The following is a 17,093-nucleotide window of genomic DNA, read 5'->3' as shown; positions in this document are numbered from 1 at the left end:
CTTTTTAGGTATGAGCAACCTCAAAGAAACCATCCGTGCCGATCTGAAAACCTCCATGAAGGCCAAGGAGAAAGAGCGCACCAGCGCCATCCGCTCCCTGCTGGCCGCCATCCAGGCAGACGAGACCAACGGCTCCCGCCACGAGCTGACCGATGAGGACGTCCTCAAGGTTATCGCCCGCGAGATCAAGAAGCGCCGCGAGTCCGCCGACGTCTACCAGGAAAACGGTCGTCCGGAGCTGGCCGAGGCCGAGCTGGCCGACGTGCCCTACTTCGAGGCCTACCAGCCCGCCCAGCTGGACGACGCCGAGGTCGAGCAGCTCGTCGCTGAGTCCGTCGCCGAGGTCGAGCAAGCCACCGGGGAGGCCGCCAGCATGAAGCAGATGGGCGCGGTCATGAAGGCCGCCAATGCGAAAGCCGCCGGCCGGGTCGACGGCAAGCGGCTCTCAGGCGCGGTCAAGGCGCGCCTGCAGGGCTAGCGGCTAGCTGTAGAGGAGGATAAGCTACAGCCCGAACAGCCCACGCAGATCGTTGGTGAAATTATCGATGTCGCGCTGGGAAATCAGCGGCTCGGGGCGGCTCTGACCGCCGCCACCGCCGCGGCCGGAGGGGGCATCGTTAGCAGCCGGGGAGGGGCTGGAAGCGCCCGTGCTGTTGGAGTCGGCGGTGCCCGACGAGCTGCCGCCTCCGCCGGAGCCGTCCGATAACTGGACGCGGACTGTCGCGCCCTCCTTGAGGCCGGCGGCGCTGGGCACCACGCGCACCACGCGGCCGTAGGGGGTGTCGCCGCCGATGACCTGGGTGGTCTCCACGTTCAGGCCCTTGCCCTCGAGCACGCGGCGGGCCTCGGCCTCGGACTTGCCCCGCAGGCCGTCGAGGACCGCGTCGTTGTTGGTGCCCTCGCGGTACTTCTCGTCGCCTTGCGCGACATTGCCGCCTGCGGCCTGCGGGACCTGGGTGGCGAAACCGAAGAAGGTCTGCGCCGGCTCGTCGCCGCCGTACATGCTGCCGCTGCCGCACTGGCGGGTCGGGCCCGTGCACAGCGGGGAGGTCGAGGTGCCGTCGTTGAAGATATACGGCGCGGCGGCCACGCCGGAGTTGAATCCCAAAAAGGCCGCTGACTGGTGCGACTCGGTCGTACCGGTCTTGGAGGCGGCCTGGCCGGAAAAGCCCATGGATTTGGCGGCCTCCTCCGCGGTGCCGTGGTCCATATCGGCGGTCATGGCGTCCGCCAAGGCGTCCGCCACACCCTTGTCCAGGGCGCTTTCACAGGGCGTTTCCTCCAGGTAGACCTGGTTGCCCTCCTTGTCCGTGACGCTGGTGATGGGGTTCGGCTCGCACCACTTGCCGCCGGAGGCGATGGTCGCGCCGACGTTGGACAGCTCCAGCGGGTTGACCGCGGTCGGGCCCAGCGTGAACGAACCCATGGGGGCCTCCTTGGCGAAGTCCGCCAGGGCGGCGTCGCCGTAGGTGCCCTTGTCTTCGTAGGAGCGCATGCCCAGATCTACGGCCATGTCCACGATAGCCTCGATCCCAACCTGCTCGGAGAGCTTGATGAAGGTTGTGTTGGGGGACTCGGCCAGCGCGTCCTGGAAGGTCAGTGTGGGCTTGTAGGTGCCCGCGTTTTCCACGCAGTACTTGTTGGTCGGGCAGCCGTCCGCGCCGCCGTGGCCCAGGCCCTCGGCCTCGTAGCGGGTGGGAACATCGAGCAGGGACTGGGTGCCGTAGCCGCCCTTGAGCGCCGCGGCGGCGGTAAAGATCTTGAAGATCGAGCCGGCGCCGTTGCCCACCATGGAGTACGGCTGGGGCAGGATGGTCTCCGCGTTGTCCAGGTCGAGGCCGTAGGTGCGGGAGGAGACCATGCCCAGCACCTTGCGGGAGTCCTGGCCCGGTTCGACGACGTTCATGACCTCGGCCACGCCCGGGGTGGTCGGGTCGGTCTGCGCGTCCACGCTTTCCTTCGCCGCGTCCTGGACCTGCGGGTCAAGGGTGGTGTTGACCGTGTAGCCGCCGTGCTTGAGCTCCTCGGTCGACAGGCCCTTTTCCTCCAGGTACTGCAGCACGTAGTCGCAGAAGAAGCCGCGGTCGCCGGCGCCGATGCAGCCGTTGGCCATCAGGTTGGGGCTCTCGAGCACGCCCAGCGACTCGCCGGCAAAGCGGTCCGCGTCCGCCTGGCTGAGGTAGCCGTTATCGGCCATGGACTGAAGCACCTGGTTGCGCCGGTCGGTGGCGCCTTCCGGGTTGGTGTACGGGTTGAGGTATTCCGAGGACTGGACCATCCCGGCCAGCAGGGCGGACTGCGGCACGCTCAGGTCGGCGGCGGGGATATCGAAGTAGGTCTGCGCGGCGGCCTCGATGCCGTAGGAGTGGTTGCCGAAGGGCACCAGGTTCAGGTAATTGGTCAGGATTTGGTCTTTGCTCAGCTCCTTATCCATCTCCGCGGCCATGCGGATCTCCCGCAGCTTGCGGGGGATGGATTGCTCCGTGGCCGCGGTGCGCTCCTCGTCGGTCTGGGCCGCGACTAGCAGGAGGTAGTTCTTCACGTACTGCTGGTTCAGGGTGGACGCGCCCTGGGAGACCCCGCCGGCGGCGAGGTTGCTAGCCAGCGCGCGGAAGTTGCCCTGGAAGTCCACGCCGTCGTGCTCGTAGAAGCGGTGATCCTCGATCGCCACGATGGCGTCCTTCATCGACTGCGAGATCTGATCCGGCTCGACCGGGTGGCGGCGCTGATCGAAAAGGTAGGCCAGGTCCTCGCCCTGGGCGTCTTTGATGGTGGTCACCCCGGGGGCGGCGCCGGCGTTGAGCTCGTCGATATCGGACTCCATCGTGGCGCCGGTGCGGGCGATGGCTACCGACGTGATGCCTGCAATGGGGGCGAAGGCGACGGCGATGAGCACCCCAACCAGGAGGGTGGCTAGGGCGATCTTTGCCAGAGGTCTAGATGCATTCACGCGTTATACCCTACGTTGCTTTGGTCTGCGGGGAAATACGCAACTCCTGTTGGCGTGGGTAAAGCTGTGAGAAATAGGCGAACTCACAGCGCGCTGTGATCTGAGCGAACACCCCCTAAAGTGTGACCTGTTAGACAGCTAATCGGTGCTGTTAATACACTAACCGTAGGCATCATGACGACTGTTGGTCACGCCGCGCAGACGGTGCGTTAGCGCGTGGCAGTAGATGGCTCACCGAAAGGAGTACAACCCTTCCATGACTTTAAGCCTGCAGGGTTCTGGCCAACGCACGAAAGCTACCGGCACGGCCTCCGGTTTCGAGCGGGGTGAGTGGATTACCCAGGCCAAGTGCCGCAACGGCGACCCGGATGCGCTTTTCGTGCGCGGGGCCGAGCAGCGCAAGGCGGCCGTCATCTGCCGTCACTGCCCAGTCATGATGGAATGTCGGGCCGACGCCCTAGACAACCGCGTCGAATTCGGCGTCTGGGGCGGGCTGACCGAGCGCCAGCGCCGCGCCGTGCTGCGCAAGAATCCGGACGTGAAGAACTGGGCCAACTACCTGGCCCGCGGTGGGGAACTGCACGGCATCTAAGGACTGGGCGGCGCGCGAGCCAGCTCGGTTAAGAAATAGTGAGAAACTGTGAGAAAACGTCCCGCAAGACCGATGTCTTCGGGGCGTTTCTTCGTCTAAAATGGGCACCATGACTAAATGGGAATACGCGACCGCGCCCGTACTCACCCACGCCACCAAGCAGATCTTGGACACCTGGGGTGAAGACGGCTGGGAATTGGTGACTATTACTCCCGGTATGAACCCGGAGAACGTCGTTGCATATTTCAAGCGTGAGGTGGAATAACACATGAGTTTTAAGAAGCGACTGGAAGAGCTGGGCTACGAGCTGCCGCAGGTGGCCAAGCCGCTGGCTTCGTACGTGCCGGCCCTCAAGGTAGGCAACCAGGTCTGGACCTCGGGCCAGCTGCCCCTGGTCGACGGCCAGCTGCCGGCCACCGGCAAGGTCGGCGCCGAGGTCAGCCTCGAGCAGGCCCAGGATCTGGCCCGCCGCAGCATCCTCAACGCGCTCGCGGCTGTCGATGCCGAGGTGGGCCTGGACAACATCTCCCGCGTCCTGAAGGTCGTGGGCTTCGTCTCCTCCGATCCGGACTTTGTGGACCAGCCCGAAGTCATCAACGGTGCCTCGAATCTTATCGGTGAGGTCTTCGGGGACGCCGGCCAGCACGCTCGCTCCGCCGTCGGCGTGGCAGTTCTGCCGAAGAACTCCCCGGTGGAAATCGAGCTCATCGTGGAGATCTCTTAAAGATCGGATAGGGTAGGATTTATGGAGCATCCTGCATATAGCCAACTTCGCCCGGTGACTCGTTCAGCGGGCGTTGTCCTGTGCGACAACCCCAGCTACACGGCCCTCGAGGGGACCAACACCTGGATCATCCGCGCGGCGGAAGACGCCAAGTCAATCGTCGTGGATCCGGGCCCGGAAGACGAGGGAAACCTTAACGTCATCCGCAACAATGCTGGGGAAATCGGCCTCATCGTACTGACTCATCGGCACAATGACCACGCCGACGGGGCCAACCGGCTGCGCCAGCTGACCGGGGCGCCCATCCGCGCTTTTGACCCGAACTACTGCTCAAGCGGTTCCGAAGCACTGCAAGACGGGGAGAGCATCTCTCTGGACGGGGTCACCCCGCAGCTCGAGGTGGCGCACACCCCAGGCCACACAGCGGATTCCACGTCCTTCTTCGTCTGGAGCGGCGAGCCGCACAACTCCCACCTAGAGGGCATCATCAGTGGTGACACCATCGCCGGTCGCCACACCACGCTGCTCTCGGAGACCGACGGCGACTTGGGGGACTACCTGGAGTCGCTGGCCATGCTTGAAGAGCGCGGCAAGGACGTGCCCCTGCTGCCGGGCCACGGCCCGGATCTGGAGGACACCTCCGCGATGGCGCGCAAGTACATCGACCGCCGCCACTACCGACTGGATCAGATTCGCACGCTGCGCCAGGAATACGGCGAGGACATCGAGCTGCGGGCCCTCATCGACAACATGTATGACGACGTCGATCCGGTCCTGCGCCATGCGGCCGAGCAATCGACCCGCACGGCGCTGAAGTACCTAGACGCCGAAAAGAACAGCTAAGAGACCCTTCCCAGGGCACTTGCCTCCCCGCCCCCTCACTGGCTCGCGCGAAGCAGTGAGGGGGCGGGGAGGCTTTTGTCTTCCGTCCGTGCCCGCCGGGCCCGGGCATAAAAATAACCCCGTCCCCGCGGGCGCGGGGTGCGGGGTCTTGGAAAAGGCCGGTTTTAGCGGGCGCGGCGGGCCAGGTGCTCGGTGTCCACGATGATGACCGACTTGCCCTCCAGGCGGATCCAGCCGCGGTGAGCGAAGGTCGCCAGGGCCTTGTTGACGGTCTCGCGGGAGGCGCCGACCAGCTGGGCGATCTCCTCCTGGGTCAGGTCGTGGTTGACGCGCAGAGCGCCGCCTTCCTGCACGCCGAAGCGGTTGGCCAGTTGCAGCAGCGTCTTGGCCACGCGGCCCGGCACGTCGGTGAAGATGAGGTCCGCCAGGTTGGCGTTGGTGCGGCGCAGGCGGCGAGCCAGCACGCGCAGCAGCTGCTGGGCGATGGACGGGTGGTCACTGACCCACTGTTTGAGCATCTCCGAGTTCATAGTGGCGGCCTGGACCTCGGTCACACAGACCGCGGCGGAGGTACGCGGGCCCGGATCGAAGATGGACAGCTCGCCGAACATGTCGGACGGGCCCATCACGGTCAGCAAGTTTTCGCGGCCGTCCGGCGCGTGGCGGGCGAGCTTAATTTTGCCCGAGGTGATGATGTAGAGGCGGTCGCCCGGTTCGCCCTCGTCGAAAATGGTGGTACCCCGCGGGAAACGGACGGTCTCCATCTGCTCAATCAGGTTGTTAACCGCGACGGGATCGACACCCTGGAAGATACCGGCGCGGGAGAGAATATCCTGAACGCTTTCCACTAATGCTCCTTGGTCACTCAGCTGATGGGGTCGAAGGTGTAAATCTGCAGTGAGCTTCACCGCAGGCACCGGATAATTTTATGTAACGGCTCTCATTCTACCGTGGAATTGGTCACTTATGGGGCTAAAAGCGCAATTCCTAACAGAAACAGAGCCTGCACACAGGGCACGCGTAGTCGCGTAATCCGTGCGTATGAAAGATAAAAGCCACCGCTGCAACCTCCAGCTCCCAGGGGAGCCGCCAACTCAGTCGTGACAACCAGGAATTTTAAAAAAGCGATCCGGTTTTGGTATGTCCAGTTATCCCGAGGGCGCGAGCGTGCTAGCCCTGCAATCTACAACCTAGTGCAGACTAGGTGAGGACGCTTGATTCAAGCTTCTCCATGGACATGGCGAACACGGCAAGCGCGACGGGCGCGACGATGACTAAGACGATCATGGATACCATCTTACTAAGCTTTTATTCATGCGTGACCATAAACCCTCGAAATCTGCGAAAAATCTTCGCAAATCCGATCCGCAGCGGGCCGAGACGATCAACAAAATTCTCAGCCGGGAATATCCGAACGCCCGCTGTGAACTGGACTTCCGCAACCCGCTGGAGCTACTGGTGGCCACGGTGCTCTCCGCCCAATGCACCGACGCACGGGTCAACCAAGTCACCCCTGCACTCTTCGCAAAATACCCTAACGCCGCCGCCTACGCCCAGGCGGACCCGGCGCAGCTCGAGGAAATCCTGCGCCCGCTCGGCTTCCAGCGGGCCAAGACCAAGCACCTGCTGGGGATAGGCGAGGGGCTTTTGGCCCACTTCGGCGGCGAGGTCCCCCGCGGGGTGAAGGAGCTGACCAGCCTGCCTGGGGTGGGCCGCAAGACTGCCCTGGTGGTGCGCGGCAACGCCTTCGGCCTGCCGGGGCTGACGGTGGACACGCACTTCCAGCGCCTGGTCACCCGGCTCGGCTTGACGGAGAAGACGACCCCGGTGGCGATAGAAAAGGGCATCGCCGCCCAGCTGCCGGAGGAAGAGTGGACCATGTTCTCCCACCGACTCATCTTCCACGGGCGGGCGGTCTGTCGGGCACGTGGCCCCCGCTGCGGCGACTGCGTGCTGGCGCACCTGTGCCCGGCGGCTGCGGAATACGGGAAAAGTGCGCCGGCCCAGTAGAATGGTGGGGACATGAAAAAGCAGGTTTTCTGGTCCATCGGGGCGGCTGTCGTACTGACAGTCGCCGTGGTCGCCGCCGCCCTGGCACTCCTGTCTTCCGGGGGCGGCGACGACGGTGCGTCCGGCCCGGGAGCTGACGGCCCGGACGTGGCGGGGGCATCGTCTGCGCCCGGGGCATCGTCGGCCGAGCAGGGCGATGCCACCGAGGTGCCGGCCCGCCCGGACTGCCCAGCGGGCACGGTCGCCGGCGTCCAGCTGGGCTGCCTGGGCGGGAAGGAATCCGCGGAAGAAGCCTCGGCCGATAATGGGGTGACCATCGTCAACGTGTGGGCCTGGTGGTGCCAGCCCTGCCGGGATGAGCTACCGCTGCTGGAGGAAGTCGCCACCACCCACCCGGAGTGGGAGGTTCTCGGCGTGCACGCCGATACCAACGCCGCTAACGGCGCGGCGCTGCTCGAGGAGCTCGGCGTGGGCCTGCCCAGCTTCCAGGATTCGGATAATTCGTTTGCGGGCGAGCTCGGCCTGCCGCGGGTCATCCCCATCACTCTGGTGCTGAAAGACGGGGACGAGGTCGGCCGTTTCGTCCAGGCCTTCGAGTCCACCGCGGAGATTGAGTCCGCGGTCGCGGGGGCGCTGGATGGCTAAAGCTAGCGCTTTGGCAACGGGACGGCTAAGGGCAGGGGTGGTGAGGAGCTGATGGGGCTGCACTTGCCGCACCACGGGGACCGGCCCGGCGAAAACGTGACGGTGCGCCCGGCGGCCGCGCCGCGGTGGCTGCGCCCAGCCCTCGGGGTGGATTCGCACCAGATCGAGGCGACCATGGGCCAGCGCCTCGACTGCAACTTCCCGCCGGTGAAGAAGCTGCGCCGGGACGCGGCGGTGCTGGTGCTGCTGGCCGGGGACTGCTTGGACAACGCCCGGGTATTGCTGACCCACCGCGCGCCGACCATGCGCTCGCATTCCGGCCAGATCGCCTTCCCCGGTGGCCGGGTGGATCCGGAAGACGCCAACCTGGTTGATGCCGCCCTGCGGGAGGCCTGGGAGGAAACCGGGCTGGATCGCCGCAGTGTGACCCCCATCGATCAGTGGGAGCGGCTGCGGATCCGGGCGACCGGCAACCCCGTGACCCCGGTGCTGGCCTATTGGCACAGCCTCTCCCCGGTCGGGGTGGCCAGCCCCGCGGAGACGGACGACGTCTTCACCGTCCCGCTGACCGATCTCATCGATCCCGCCAACCGGATCCAGGTGGGGTGGGGTGCTTGGAGCGGGCCCGCCTTCCGGATCCAGGGCTACGTCATCTGGGGATTTACCGCCGGGGTGCTGGCCACCACCTTGCGGCACGCTGGCTGGGAGCAGCCCTGGGATAACAATTCGGTGCGACCGCTCCGCGCCACCCTCGCCGCGTCGCGCAATCGTGAGAAGATGAACGAACCGCACCAGCACCAACCGGCAGCCGAATAGTTATGTAGCTGTTTAGCAGCTGCGTCGCCGCGCGGTAGTATGCTGGCCTAGCCAAAACAGATTTTTACAGGAAGAACCCTTATTTCAGTGAGCGCATTTTTAGTGGTCGACGCCCTCATCGTGATCTCCGTGCTAGCCGCGGTGTTCACCGGGTGGCGCCAGGGCGTGATGTCTTCCGTGCTGTCCTTCATCGGCATCGTCGCCGGCCTGGTCATCGGCATGGGCCTGGCCCCGCTGGCGATGCGCCTGACGGACTCGGTGGCCCTGCGCCTCTTGCTGGCCGTCGGCGTGATGATCCTGCTGGTCGGGATCGGCCATCTGGCCGGGTCTTCCCTCGGCGCCCGGCTGCGGGACAGGCTCCGGCTGCGATCGGCCCAGCGCATCGACTCCCTGGCCGGCTCGGTCTTCCAAGCCGTGGCCGCCCTGCTGGTCATCTGGCTGGTCTCCATCCCCCTGGCCAGCGGACTGACCGGCGCGGTGGGCAAGGGCCTGCGGGAATCTAAGATCCTGGGCGGCATCCACTCGGTCGCACCGGAGCAGCTGAAGGCCTTGCCGGGCGGGGTGACCTCGCTGCTGAACCAGACTGGCCTGCCGCCGCTGGTGGCGCCCATCGATGGCGACCGCAACGTGGAGGTCGCTGCGCCGCGCATCGAGATCGAGGACAAGGCGCTGGTCAAGCAGCTGCGCCCCTCGGTCATCCACGTGCTGGGCGACGCGGACTCCTGCAGCCGCCGCCTGATGGGCTCTGGCTTTGTCATCCAGGACGACTACGTGGTCACCAACGCCCACGTCGTGGCCGGGACCAACCTGGTCAACCTGGATACGGCCACCGGCATCCAGCAGGCCGAGGTGGTCTACTACAACCCCGAGGTGGACATTGCCCTGCTGCACAGCGAGAACCTGCAGCTGCCGCCGCTGGACTGGGCGCCGGAGCCGGGAGTGACCGGCGATGACGCCATCGTCATGGGCTTCCCGCAATCGGGCCCGTTCAGCGCCACCCCGGCCCGCGTGCGCGACCGCATTACGATTGCCGGCCCGGATATCTACAACATGGGCCGCGTCGAGCGCGACGCCTACACCGTGCGCGGCAGCATCCAGCAGGGCAACTCGGGCGGACCGCTGTTTAACACGGAGGGCCAGGTCTTGGGCATGGTCTTCGGCGCGGCCGTGGATGACACGGACACCGGTTATGCGCTCACCGCCGACGAGGTGATTTCCCACATCGGTAACGTCACGCAGCTGACCGAGCCGGTCCACACCGGCGAGTGCGTGGTCCGCGACGTCGTCTCCGAGTAGGCCGGAAGATAAGCCGGAGCAGTTGCTAGAGCTGGCGCGCCCAGTCCGCGACGGTCGCGACGAAGTCGGCGGGCTCTTCCACGTGCGGCAGGTTCTTGGCGTGGCGCAGGCTGTGATCGGCAAAGGCGCCGGTGGTGCGGGCCCTCGCGCGCCGGATGATGGGGTTCCACAGGCGCTGCCCGGAGTGGAAGAAGAGTACGGGCGCGGAGATGGTCTCCTCGACCCAGCGGCGCGGGACGGCGGCGGTCAGCAGCCGGTGGTTCCACAGGATTCCGCGCACGACGTTGCCGATGGAGGCGGCCTCGATCCGCAGCCGCAGCAGCCGCTGGAAGCGCTCGTCGCGGAAGCGGCTGGTGGTATTGAGTAGCAGCTCCTTGCGGTAGACCCACTCGGAGAGCCCAGGCACGCGTTGCAGGGCTCGGTAGGGCAGGCGGCACAGGCCCGCGCGCAGCCACAGCCAGAAGAAGTCCCAGGGGCGGGCGGTCATGGCGCGCCGCAGGTCCACCGGGTAGGCGCCGGAGATGCTCACGATGCCGGCGACGCGCTCGGGATGCTCCACCGCCAAGGACCAGGCCACCGAGGCGCCCGTGTCGTTGCCGATGATGAGGGCCCGGCGGTGGCCCAGCGCCTGGATGAGTCCGGAGAGATCGCCGGTCATCACGCGGATGTCGTGGCCGATATCGGCCGGGGGCTTGTCGGACATGCCGAAGCCGCGGGCATCGATAGCCGCGACGTGGAAGCCGCGCTCGGCCAGCGGGGCGATGACGTCGCGGTAGTCGAACCAGCCGCCGTAGGAGCCGTGGACGGCCACGACGAGGGGATTTTGGGGATCCCCGGCCACCGCGGCGTGCAGCCGGATGCCGCGCGTGTGCACCAGTTGGTGCGTAAACGGGCCGTCCAGCTCCACGACGGAGGGCGAAAGGTTGCGTGCCGACACGGGCGTTACTCCTCCAGGTTGGGGTCGGTAGAAACTGACAAAACTCCGCCGAACGCGGTGCGTGGGGCGGAGTTAGGGGCAGGGAGGGGGCTTTAAGGGCTGGCCTAGGAGTTAGTGAACAGGCCCTTGTTGCCCTCGACCTTCTTCTGGGCCTTGCCCGGGACCAGGTCCTTCATGTCGCTAAAGGAGTTGATGGTCTTTTCCGGCTTCTTGACCTTCTTCACGTTCTGGATACCCACCAGGGCGCAGACGCCGGCGATGACCAGCATGATGAGGAAGACGATAAGGAAGGCGGCCCAGCGGTCCAGCCACTTGGCCAGCAGCTCCGCGAGGAAGAAGAAAAAGAAGAAGGAGCTATACAAAGCGACGGTGCCGGCGACGCCGAAGAAGCCAGCGCCGATGCCACCTTTCTTGGCGGAAGCGGCCAGCTCGGTCTTGGCCAGCTCGACCTCCGAGCGGACCAAGCTGGAAACCTGCTCAGTGGCGTTGGAGACCAAGGTGCCGATGGAAGCCTCACCGGAGCGGGAGGTGTCAGCGTCGCTGAGGGGGATCGCGTTGACCTTCGGGGCAAACTGATTACTGCCGTCGGTGAAAAGTCCGTCGTTGCTCACAGGTTAAACCTTCCTTGGGTGGAAAATATTTCGTAACTTAAATACTACGTGGAAACGTCGTCCGCGCGCACAGCTTCCCGCCACGCGGGTTACAGTCTAAAAACGGTCGGCCGCAGCCCGTCGCCACGTTTGCTAACGCCTATCCTAGTTCATATGGCCGAAAATGACCCGCTATCCCTGCTGTTAAGAGACGAAGAAGTCTCCCGCCTATCCGGGCGGGCCGAGAATACTATCGCGGCGGCACACCGGCGACCTGCGGCTTTGCGCAAACCCGAGGTCGTTTCCTCTGAATCTCTGCTGCGCGGCGCGCGGGCCAGCGCGGGGCTGGTCAGCGGGCGCGTCGCCCGCGACGTGGCGGAGGAATTTAATGCTGATGGCAGCCTGCTGGCCCGCCACATCAGCGCCTATTCCACGCTGGCGCCCGAGCAGTTTTCCGCCACCATGCGCACCTTCACCCGCGCCCCGCTGCAAGTTCTGGCTCGCTGGGACGTGGCAGGCGGCGGGGCGGGTAAGCCCCAGGCCGTGGCAGACCGCCTGACGGCGCTGGCCGGTTGGGTCGTGGAGGGTGCTGGCAGTGCGCCGGGGCCGGGCCTGCGCTTGCTCCTGCCGGCGGTGCTGCACGCCGAGGTTGCCGCCCACGGTTGCTTCGGCGAGCGCAGCGGGCTGGTGGGGCGGATGGCCGGGCGCGCCGCCGCCATCGCCACGGGCCTGGATCCGCGCGGTTTCGCGGTGCCGGAGACGTTTTTCTTTCGGCACCGCCAGCGGTACGCAGCAACGCTGCAGGCCTACCGTGCCGGGGATCCCTTCCCGCTGCTGCGCTTCCACCTGGCGGCCTGGGAGGCTGGCGGCAAGGAGGCAGAGGGCATCGCACGCGCCGCTTAAGCGCAATCCGGTGCTAAGCCGGCCATTTGGCGGGGTCGGGGCGGCCGGCTAGCCAGATGCCGCCGGCGATGAGGGCGGCGATGCCGGCGACCACGCCGGCGCCGATGCCGACCTCTTTGGCCCCGGGCAGGGTGAACAGGGGCTCGGGATCCTTGAAGGTGCGGATGTCCCAGCCGTGCTCCAGGGCGTGCTTCTTCATGGCCCGGTCGGGGTTGACGGCCACGGGGTTGCCCACCTTTTCCAGCATGGGGATGTCGGTGGCGGAGTCGGAGTAGGCGAAGCTGCGGGATAGATCGTAGCGGCCGGACTCGGCGAGGCGGTCGAGGGATTCCGCCTTGGCCGGGCCCTTGCAGTAGTAGAGGACCTCGCCGGTGAACTTGCCGTCCTCGGCGGCGAGCTCGGTGGCCACGACCTGGTCCACGCCGAGCTCGTCCGCGATGAGCTGGACCAGCGGGCGCGCGGAGGCGGAGATGATGATGACCTCGTGGCCGGCGGCCTGGTGGTAGGTGATCAGCTCGCGGGCCTCCGAGTAGATGGCCGGGGTGAGTACGGTGTGCATGGTCTGCTGGGCGATGGCCTCGACCTCGTCCACGGACCAGCCGGTGACCATCTTGGCGAGCTGGTCCCGGGTGGCGTCCATCTGCTGGCTGGACTGGCCGGCCATCATGAAGCTGGTCTTGGCCAGGGATAGCTGCAGGGCCTCGGTGGGGGTAATCAGCCCGTTGTGCATGAACTCCTTGCCGAAGGCGAACGCCGAGGAGGTCGCGATGATCGTCTTATCGAGATCGAAGAAGGCCGCCACGCGGGCGGTGTCGGCGGGGAGGCGTTCGGGCTGGCGAGTCATAGGGGTGAAATCCTGGCGCTAAATCCTGTTGCTGAAGTGTCTGTCGTTTCCTGTGGTGCAATTGTTACGTTTGTGTTTAATCTACCGCAGTTTCCGGCGCTTTCCTAGGGGAGTGGGAAAACTACCTACTCCATCGTAGGTTTGGCCTCGATGGTTACACTCCGCAGGAGTGCGCGCAAGGGCGAACGCCGGGTTATTCACACCAGGATGGTGACATGTGTCGTGGGCCACTAATTTGCGGCCGCGCGCTGTGGGGTTGTCCACAGGCGTTCTCGCGCGCCCTGGATTGGGTGGGGCAGACCGGCCAGAGTGAGGGGCATGAACGCACCGATTACTGACTTCATCCTCATCGCGGTCACGGACCCGCTGCTCATCCCCGAGGCCCAGCACGCCGCGGCGGCCGCCAGCGCGGAGGTCCGGCACGCCGTCGACCCGCGCGAGATCTCCCGGCTAGCGGCCCAGGCTAGGGCCGTGGTGGTGGACGAGACCACCGCCGCCCACGTGGCCAGCTTGCGCGGCCGGGCCCCGGCCTACTTCGTGGGCAACGAGCCGGGCCCGCTCAACTACGAGGCGGCGCTCAACTGCCACGCGGAGGCGGCGTTTATCCTGCCGGCGGAGTCCCGCCAGCTGCTGGAGACCCTGGGTGAGGTCATGCGCGGACCCGAGGAGGCCACCGCCGAGCACTGCCTGGTGGCCGTGGTGGGCGCCGGCGGCGGGGCCGGGGCATCGCTGCTCGCGGCCGCGCTGGCCCGCACGGCCGGCCAACACCGGGCAGACGGGGCGGTCACGCTGGTCGATGCCGGCGAATTCTCCGGCGGGCTGGATCTTCTCCTGGGGCTCGAGCAGCAGCCCGGGGCGCGCTGGCCGGAGCTGCGCCTGGGCCAAGGCGCTATCGCCGGGCACGAGCTGCGGGCCGCGCTGCCGACCACTGCGGACGGGGTGGCGGTGCTGTCCGCGGCGCGCAGCGCTGTGGCCGATCCGTTTCGCCTCGAGCTGGCCGCCGTCGAGGCCGCCTCCGAAAGTGTGCGCGGGCAGGCGGGGATAAGCATCTTCGACTGCGACTGGCACCTGCTGCCGCGGCAGGCCCAGCACGTGGTGGTGCTAGTGGCCGCGGAGGTGCGCTCGACCGCGGTGGCCGCCCAGCTGGTGGCCAAGCTGGCCGCGGACAATCGCCGCTGCCACCTGGTGGTCCGGGACCGCGGCTGGTCGGGCCTCGGCCTCGGGGAGGTCGAAAAGATCTGCCACGCCGACGCCGTCGCGCAGATGCCGACGAGTAAGAAGCTGGCCGCGGCTGTGGAGATGGGCGGGCTGCCGCAGCGCCTGCCCCGCGCCATCGAGGCCACCTGCCGCCAGATCCTGCAGGCGGTGGGCCAGGATGTCTAAGGTCTCGTGGCCTGCGCCGTCGCCGCCGCAGCTTATCGACAGCCTCCAGCAGTGCGTGGCGGCCGAGCCGGAGCTGCTCCACCGGCCCGCCGAGCTGGCGCGCCGGGTCCGCCAGGAGGCCGGCGTTATCACCGACGTGGAGGTCCTGCGCGTGCTGCGCCAGCTGCGCGACGACACCACCGGGCTGGGCCCGCTGGAGCGGGTGATGAACTACCCCGGCATCACGGACGTGGTGGTCAACGGCCCGCACTCCGTCTTCGCCGACACCGGGGCCGGGCTCGCGGAGGTCCCGGTCCGCTTCGCAGACGATGCCGAGGTCCGCCGCCTGGCCACCCGCCTGGCCGTGGGCTGCGGGGCGCGCCTGGACGACTCCCAGCCCTTCGCCGACGGGCGGCTCGAGCGCAGCGACGGCACCATCCTGCGCCTGCACGCGGTCCTGTCCCCGCCGGCCGAGGGCGGGACCTGCCTGAGCCTGCGCGTGCTGCGGCAGGCGCAGACCAGCTTCGCGGAGCTCGTCGACAACGGCACCATCGACCCGGCGGTCGCCCCGGTCGTCCGGGATCTCGTCGCCGCCCAGGTCTCCTTCCTGGTGGTCGGGGGCACCGGATCCGGGAAGACGACGCTGCTTTCGGCCCTGCTAGGCGAGGCCGATACCGCCCAGCGCCTCCTGGTCATCGAAGACACAGCCGAGCTCAAGCCCAATCACCCGCACGTGGTCAGCCTGGTCGCGCGCCGCTCCAACGCGGAGGGGCGGGGAGAGATCACCATGGACACCCTGCTGCGGCAGGCGCTGCGGATGCGCCCGGACCGGATCATCGTCGGCGAAATCCGCGGCGCGGAGGTCGTGGACCTGCTGGCGGCGCTGAACACCGGGCACGACGGCGGGGCGGGGACCCTGCACGCCAACTCGCTGGCCGAGGTGCCCGCCCGCATGGAAGCTCTCGCCGCCCTCGGCGGGCTGGACCGGGCGGCGCTGCACTCCCAGCTGGCGGCGGCGGTGCACGTGGTATTCACTACCGAGCGCGGCCGGGACGGGCGCCGCCGGCTGGCCCAGATCGGGCTCCTGGAAGGCAACCCGGTGCGGGCGCGGGTGGTGTGGAGCGCGGAGGGCGGCCCGCGCGAGGGCTTCGCCGAATTCGCCGCTGAGCTTTCCGGGAGGCTGTCATGATGAGTGCCCTGTGGTGCTTGGCCGCGGCCGCCGGCGTGTGGGCCACGCTGCCCTCTGGGGCGGCCCGCCTGGGAGGAGCCCGGGGGAAAGCGCCGGGCGGGCTGGGCCCGCTGCGCGCCGCGCCGGCCGTGCTGGCCGGGGTCTTCGCGGTAACGCTGGTCAGCCTGTGGGTGGGCCGGGCTACGGTGGTGGTCGCCGGGGTCTTGGTGGTCGCGACGGCATGGTGGGTGATCCGCGACATGCGGCGAAACCGGACCCGGCGCACCGAGCGGGAGGTGCTGGCCGCCTTCCTGGGCACCGTGACCGGCGACCTGCGGGCTGGGGCCACCCTGCCGACGGCGTGGGCGCGCGGGGCGGAGGCCCTGCCGGCGGGCGGCCCGCCGGAGCTGCGCGACGTGTTGGTCAGCGCCGGGGTGGTCGCCGCCCGCGGCGGCAGCCTCCCGCAGGTGCTACAGGCCAGCCCGCGGCTGCGCGGCCTGGCCCAGCTGTGCGCGCTCAGCGACGACTACGGCATCCCCCTGGCCCGCCTGATAGAAAGCGCGCAGGCGCGCGTCGACGCCGCCCGCCGGCACGCCCAGGCCACCCAGGCGAGCCTCCAGGGCCCGCAGGCCACCGCCTACGTCCTGACCTGCCTGCCACTGGCGGGAATTGCTATGGGCGTGGTGATGGGCGCCGACCCGGTCGGCTTCCTCCTCGGCGGCGGGTTGGGCGGCGTCCTCTTGGTCCTCGGGGTGTTGCTGGCCTGCGCCGGCTTCGCGTGGTCGCGCTACCTCATCGGAAAGGCGGCCGGCTGATGAATGCACTGGCGTTTTCTTTGGGGCTGTCCTTGCTGCTGCTGGCCGGGGCGGTGGCGTGCCTGCCAACGGCGGCTGGCGCCCGGGTGCTGCCGAAGACCCCGCGCGATGGCCCATCGGCGCTCCTGCGGGGGATTTCGGAGCGCCTCACCACGCGACAGGGGCCCGACCCGCTGGATGTCGCCAGCGACGTCGAGCTCTTTGCCGCTTGCCTGCGGGCCGGGCTGTCCACCCAGCAGGCGGCCAGCGCCCTGGCCCGGGTAGGCCAACTATCCGAGCGCTGGGGCGAGGTGGCCGCGCTGCTCGCGGTGGGGGCCCGGGGGCAGCGGGCCTGGGGGCGGCTGGGCATCGATGAGCTCGCCCACCTCGTGGTCATGTCGGGGCAGTCCGGCGCGGCGATCGCGCAGGGCTGTGAGCGCATCAGCCACACGCTGCGGGTTTATGCGCAGTCCCAGGCGACCGCGGCGGTGGAGCGGGCCGGCGTCTTCGTCGCCCTGCCGCTGGCCGTGTGCTTCCTGCCCGCCTTTGTGGTGCTGGGCTTGGTGCCGGTGGTGATAAGCCTCGGCGCGCAGCTGCTCTAACCGGGCAGCTCCAGCTT

The 17,093-nt window shown here is 67.6% G+C and carries 19 protein-coding genes; 14 read left to right on the top strand and 5 right to left on the bottom strand.

Annotated elements, in window-relative coordinates; genetic code table 11:
* Positions 1 to 10 precede the first annotated feature (10 nt).
* Positions 11 to 478 (top strand): GatB/YqeY domain-containing protein, encoded by a 468-nt coding sequence (locus QQS52_RS06730; RefSeq protein WP_472773142.1) that lies wholly within the window; start codon positions 11 to 13, stop codon positions 476 to 478.
* A 24-nt stretch (positions 479 to 502) separates the two neighbouring features.
* On the opposite strand, the gene QQS52_RS06725 is transcribed toward QQS52_RS06730, so the two are convergent.
* The gene (locus QQS52_RS06725) at positions 503 to 2,950 is read right to left on the bottom strand and encodes a transglycosylase domain-containing protein (protein WP_472773141.1); all 2,448 of its coding nucleotides are present in this window, start codon (positions 2,948 to 2,950) and stop codon (positions 503 to 505) included.
* A 256-nt stretch (positions 2,951 to 3,206) separates the two neighbouring features.
* Here QQS52_RS06725 and QQS52_RS06720 point away from each other — a divergent pair, with 256 nt between their 5' ends.
* The 4 genes from QQS52_RS06720 (at position 3,207) to QQS52_RS06705 (ending at position 5,109) form a co-directional block, all read left to right on the top strand.
* Complete coding sequence (locus QQS52_RS06720; RefSeq protein WP_472773140.1) at positions 3,207 to 3,542, top strand: WhiB family transcriptional regulator; 336 nt, start codon at positions 3,207 to 3,209, stop codon at positions 3,540 to 3,542.
* A 109-nt stretch (positions 3,543 to 3,651) separates the two neighbouring features.
* Positions 3,652 to 3,807 carry a DUF4177 domain-containing protein gene (locus tag QQS52_RS06715; RefSeq protein ID WP_168166954.1) on the top strand — a complete coding sequence of 52 codons (156 nt, stop codon included), beginning with the start codon at positions 3,652 to 3,654 and terminating at the stop codon, positions 3,805 to 3,807.
* Positions 3,808 to 3,810: 3 nt separating this feature from the next.
* Positions 3,811 to 4,266: a RidA family protein gene (locus tag QQS52_RS06710; protein WP_472773139.1), complete on the top strand. Its 456-nt coding sequence runs from the start codon at positions 3,811 to 3,813 to the stop codon at positions 4,264 to 4,266.
* Between the two features lie 21 nt (positions 4,267 to 4,287).
* Positions 4,288 to 5,109: an MBL fold metallo-hydrolase gene (locus QQS52_RS06705; RefSeq protein ID WP_070768885.1), complete on the top strand. Its 822-nt coding sequence runs from the start codon at positions 4,288 to 4,290 to the stop codon at positions 5,107 to 5,109.
* 164 nt (positions 5,110 to 5,273) lie between these two features.
* On the opposite strand, the gene glxR is transcribed toward QQS52_RS06705, so the two are convergent.
* Positions 5,274 to 5,957, bottom strand: coding sequence for a CRP-like cAMP-activated global transcriptional regulator GlxR (gene glxR / locus QQS52_RS06700; RefSeq protein WP_070768258.1), 684 nt, complete (start codon positions 5,955 to 5,957; stop codon positions 5,274 to 5,276).
* A 466-nt stretch (positions 5,958 to 6,423) separates the two neighbouring features.
* Between glxR and nth the strand changes: the two genes are divergently transcribed.
* The 4 genes from nth to QQS52_RS06680 all read left to right on the top strand — a co-directional run bounded on the left by nth (position 6,424) and on the right by QQS52_RS06680 (position 9,876).
* Positions 6,424 to 7,119: an endonuclease III gene (gene nth, locus QQS52_RS06695; protein ID WP_472773138.1), complete on the top strand. Its 696-nt coding sequence runs from the start codon at positions 6,424 to 6,426 to the stop codon at positions 7,117 to 7,119.
* Positions 7,120 to 7,131: 12 nt separating this feature from the next.
* Complete coding sequence (locus QQS52_RS06690; protein WP_472773137.1) at positions 7,132 to 7,764, top strand: TlpA family protein disulfide reductase; 633 nt, start codon at positions 7,132 to 7,134, stop codon at positions 7,762 to 7,764.
* Positions 7,765 to 7,815: 51 nt separating this feature from the next.
* Complete coding sequence (locus QQS52_RS06685; RefSeq protein WP_472773136.1) at positions 7,816 to 8,580, top strand: NUDIX hydrolase; 765 nt, start codon at positions 7,816 to 7,818, stop codon at positions 8,578 to 8,580.
* Positions 8,581 to 8,667: 87 nt separating this feature from the next.
* Positions 8,668 to 9,876, top strand: a complete 1,209-nt coding sequence (locus QQS52_RS06680) for a MarP family serine protease (protein WP_472773135.1) — start codon at positions 8,668 to 8,670, stop codon at positions 9,874 to 9,876.
* Between the two features lie 25 nt (positions 9,877 to 9,901).
* Here QQS52_RS06680 and QQS52_RS06675 read toward each other — a convergent pair whose 3' ends face one another.
* On the bottom strand, positions 9,902 to 10,813 hold the full coding sequence (locus QQS52_RS06675; RefSeq protein WP_472773134.1) for an alpha/beta fold hydrolase: 912 nt from the start codon (positions 10,811 to 10,813) through the stop codon (positions 9,902 to 9,904).
* Positions 10,814 to 10,917: 104 nt separating this feature from the next.
* Positions 10,918 to 11,424, bottom strand: a complete 507-nt coding sequence (locus QQS52_RS06670) for a phage holin family protein (RefSeq protein ID WP_070768264.1) — start codon at positions 11,422 to 11,424, stop codon at positions 10,918 to 10,920.
* 153 nt (positions 11,425 to 11,577) lie between these two features.
* On the opposite strand from QQS52_RS06670, the gene QQS52_RS06665 reads away from it, so the two are divergent.
* Positions 11,578 to 12,306 (top strand): Fic family protein, encoded by a 729-nt coding sequence (locus tag QQS52_RS06665; RefSeq protein ID WP_472773133.1) that lies wholly within the window; start codon positions 11,578 to 11,580, stop codon positions 12,304 to 12,306.
* Positions 12,307 to 12,319: 13 nt separating this feature from the next.
* Here QQS52_RS06665 and QQS52_RS06660 read toward each other — a convergent pair whose 3' ends face one another.
* Entirely contained in the window at positions 12,320 to 13,150 is an 831-nt protein-coding gene (locus QQS52_RS06660; RefSeq protein ID WP_472773132.1) for an HAD family hydrolase, read from the bottom strand.
* 318 nt (positions 13,151 to 13,468) lie between these two features.
* Between QQS52_RS06660 and ssd the strand changes: the two genes are divergently transcribed.
* From ssd to QQS52_RS06640, 4 genes are read left to right on the top strand one after another with little or no spacing between them, the layout of a single operon-like run.
* Positions 13,469 to 14,533 (top strand): septum site-determining protein Ssd, encoded by a 1,065-nt coding sequence (gene ssd / locus QQS52_RS06655; protein ID WP_472773131.1) that lies wholly within the window; start codon positions 13,469 to 13,471, stop codon positions 14,531 to 14,533.
* The gene (locus tag QQS52_RS06650) at positions 14,526 to 15,701 is read left to right on the top strand and encodes a TadA family conjugal transfer-associated ATPase (protein ID WP_472773130.1); all 1,176 of its coding nucleotides are present in this window, start codon (positions 14,526 to 14,528) and stop codon (positions 15,699 to 15,701) included. Before ssd ends, QQS52_RS06650 begins: the two co-directional genes overlap by 8 nt.
* Positions 15,698 to 16,495: a type II secretion system F family protein gene (locus QQS52_RS06645; protein WP_472773129.1), complete on the top strand. Its 798-nt coding sequence runs from the start codon at positions 15,698 to 15,700 to the stop codon at positions 16,493 to 16,495. Before QQS52_RS06650 ends, QQS52_RS06645 begins: the two co-directional genes overlap by 4 nt.
* The gene (locus tag QQS52_RS06640) at positions 16,495 to 17,076 is read left to right on the top strand and encodes a type II secretion system F family protein (protein WP_472773128.1); all 582 of its coding nucleotides are present in this window, start codon (positions 16,495 to 16,497) and stop codon (positions 17,074 to 17,076) included. Before QQS52_RS06645 ends, QQS52_RS06640 begins: the two co-directional genes overlap by 1 nt.
* Positions 17,077 to 17,093 lie beyond the last annotated feature (17 nt).

The sequence above is a fragment of the Corynebacterium sp. 1103A genome (assembly GCF_055700955.1).
The sequence above is the reverse complement of the archived record's forward strand: the minus strand, read 5'-3'. Positions and strand labels throughout refer to the sequence as shown.